General features: G+C 72.4%; 3 protein-coding genes and 1 tRNA gene. 2 read left to right on the forward strand and 2 right to left on the reverse strand.

Features of this window, described 5'->3' with window-relative positions:
- On the forward strand, window positions 1-770 hold a 770-nt coding region (locus CCN56_RS40525; RefSeq protein ID WP_373412966.1), incomplete at its 5' end, for an SCO7613 C-terminal domain-containing membrane protein.
- 50 nt (window positions 771-820) lie between these two features.
- Here the strand turns inward: CCN56_RS40525 and CCN56_RS40530 are convergent.
- A tRNA-Val gene (locus CCN56_RS40530) sits at window positions 821-895 on the reverse strand.
- Between the two features lie 54 nt (window positions 896-949).
- Window positions 950-1,372, reverse strand: a complete 423-nt coding sequence (locus CCN56_RS40535; RefSeq protein ID WP_086832537.1) for a TIGR02611 family protein — start codon at window positions 1,370-1,372, stop codon at window positions 950-952.
- Window positions 1,373-1,561: 189 nt separating this feature from the next.
- On the opposite strand from CCN56_RS40535, the gene CCN56_RS40540 reads away from it, so the two are divergent.
- The gene (locus CCN56_RS40540; protein ID WP_015032345.1) at window positions 1,562-1,975 is read left to right on the forward strand and encodes an SsgA family sporulation/cell division regulator; all 414 of its coding nucleotides are present in this window, start codon (window positions 1,562-1,564) and stop codon (window positions 1,973-1,975) included.
- Window positions 1,976-2,136: the final 161 nt, after the last annotated feature.

Raw genomic sequence — 2,136 nt, forward strand, 5'->3', positions numbered from 1 at the left:
CGGGGCTCGTCCTCGCGGTGGCCGCCGCGAACCGCTTCGAGGACCACTGGACGGCGCTCGCGCTGCTGCTCGTCCCGGCGGCGACCGCCGCCGTCGGCTCCAGGGCGCCGCGCCCGGTGGCCCTGGCGGTCGAGGCCACGGGCGGCGCCGTGGGGCTGCTCGCCCTCGGGCTCGCCGTGGACCGGCCCGCGTTCCTCGCGCTCGCGCTGGCCCTGGGCGGGGTGATCGCGGCGGCGACGGCGCTGCGGCCGGAGCGGCGGCGGTTCGCCTCGTGGACGGCGGCGGTGCTGTTCCTGCTCGCCACGTGGGTGCGGCTCGCGGTCTGGGGCGTGACGACCCCGGAGGCGTACACGCTCCCGGTGACGGTGCCCGCGCTGGTCGTCGGGTTCCTGCGGCGGCGCCGGGACGCGGAGGCCTCGTCCTGGGCGGCGTACGGCCCCGGGCTCGCGGTGACGCTGCTGCCGAGCCTGTTCGCGGCCTGGACGGACCCGGAGTGGGCGCGCCCGCTGGCCCTGGGGGTCGCGGCGCTCGGGGTGACGCTGCTCGGCGCGCGGTTCCGGCTCCAGGCCCTCCTGGTGCTCGGCGGCGCGGTGCTCGCCCTGGACGGGCTGCACGAGCTGGCGCCGTACGTGGTGCAGGTGGTGGGCGCGCTGCCGCGCTGGCTGCCGCCGGCCCTGGTGGGGCTGCTGCTGCTCGCGGTGGGCGCCACGTACGAGCAGCGGCTGCGGGACGCGCGGCGGCTGCGGGAGCGGCTCGCGCGGATGCGGTGAGACGCCGAAGGCCCGGAGACGGTGTTCCGTCTCCGGGCCTTCGATCCGGGTGGTGGGCGATACTGGGTTCGAACCAGTGACCCCTTCGGTGTGAACGAAGTGCTCTCCCACTGAGCTAATCGCCCGGGCGCACCGCAAACATTACCCCATGTCAGCGGGGCTCCCGAACCATCGGAAGGTCACTCGTCGATCTTCCACGGCATGACGAAGCCGAACTTCCAGAAGTAGACGGCGAGCAGTGCGGCGACGATCACCAGACCGATGGTGGTGAGGATGATGTTCCGGCGGCGGACCTTGGGGTCGAGGGCGCGCTGGGCGGCCTCCGTGACCTTGCGCTTGGTCCAGCGGAGCACGAGCTGGGCCCAGACGAACTCGGTCGCCCAGATCGCCATGCCGGCGAAGATGACCAGCCAGCCGGGCCCCGGGAGCGGCAGCATCACCACTCCGGCGCCGACCACGGCGAGTCCCACGATGAAGACGCCGACCTGCCAGCTCAGATGCAGACCTCGGCGGGACTTGATGAACTCCGGTGCGCGGGATCCCAGTTCGGCTTCCTGGCCGTCTGCGGGCTCCCCGGTGCGCTCGTCACTCTCCGCATTCATGCCCCCAACCTACCGGACGGGGAGCCCCCACCGGAATGGCGGTATTACCGCAGGTCACACGCGCCCGTACGAGCGACCTGAACGATCACAAAACCGACAGAGGGGTTTACAACGGCACCGGAGGTGGCATGTCGATTTCGCCGACGTGCGAATCCCCGAGCGCACACTGAGCGAAAGGCCCTGGCGCTTATGAACACCACGGTCAGCTGCGAGCTGCACCTGCGCCTCGTTGTGTCGAGCGAGTCCTCACTGCCTGTACCCGCGGGCCTGCGGTATGACACGGCCGATCCGTATGCCGTGCACGCCACCTTCCACACCGGAGCCGAAGAGACGGTCGAGTGGGTCTTCGCCCGCGACCTTCTCGCCGAGGGGCTGCACCGGCCCACCGGCACGGGCGACGTCCGCGTCTGGCCGTCCCGCAGCCACGGTCAGGGAGTCGTCTGCATCGCGTTGAGCTCCCCCGAGGGAGAAGCCCTGCTCGAGGCCCCGGCGAGGGCCCTGGAGTCGTTCCTGAAGAGGACCGACGCCGCGGTGCCACCGGGCACCGAGCACCGGCACTTCGACCTCGATACGGAGCTCTCCCACATCCTGGCCGACAGCTGAGCCAGGCCGACAGCCGCACGGCGCCGTCCGACTCGGGGAGACGACGCCGCGCGGGGAGCCACATAGGCACGAGCATCCGGCGCTCCCACCGCGCAGCCGGCGCGGTGGCGGGCGCCGGATGCTCGTGCCTATGTGCCTCCCCGCGCGGCGTCGTCTCCCCG

Origin of the sequence: Streptomyces sp. NRRL B-24572, assembly GCF_002156145.1 — a bacterium.
GTDB lineage: Bacteria > Actinomycetota > Actinomycetes > Streptomycetales > Streptomycetaceae > Streptomyces > Streptomyces vietnamensis.

What these genes read in the sequence shown, in the direction of transcription:
- CCN56_RS40535 (WP_086832537.1), bottom strand. Translation starts at nt 1,372, where the DNA reads ATGAATGCGGAGAGTGACGAGCGCACCGGGGAGCCCGCAGACGGCCAG.
- CCN56_RS40540 (WP_015032345.1), top strand. Translation starts at nt 1,562, where the DNA reads ATGAACACCACGGTCAGCTGCGAGCTGCACCTGCGCCTCGTTGTGTCG.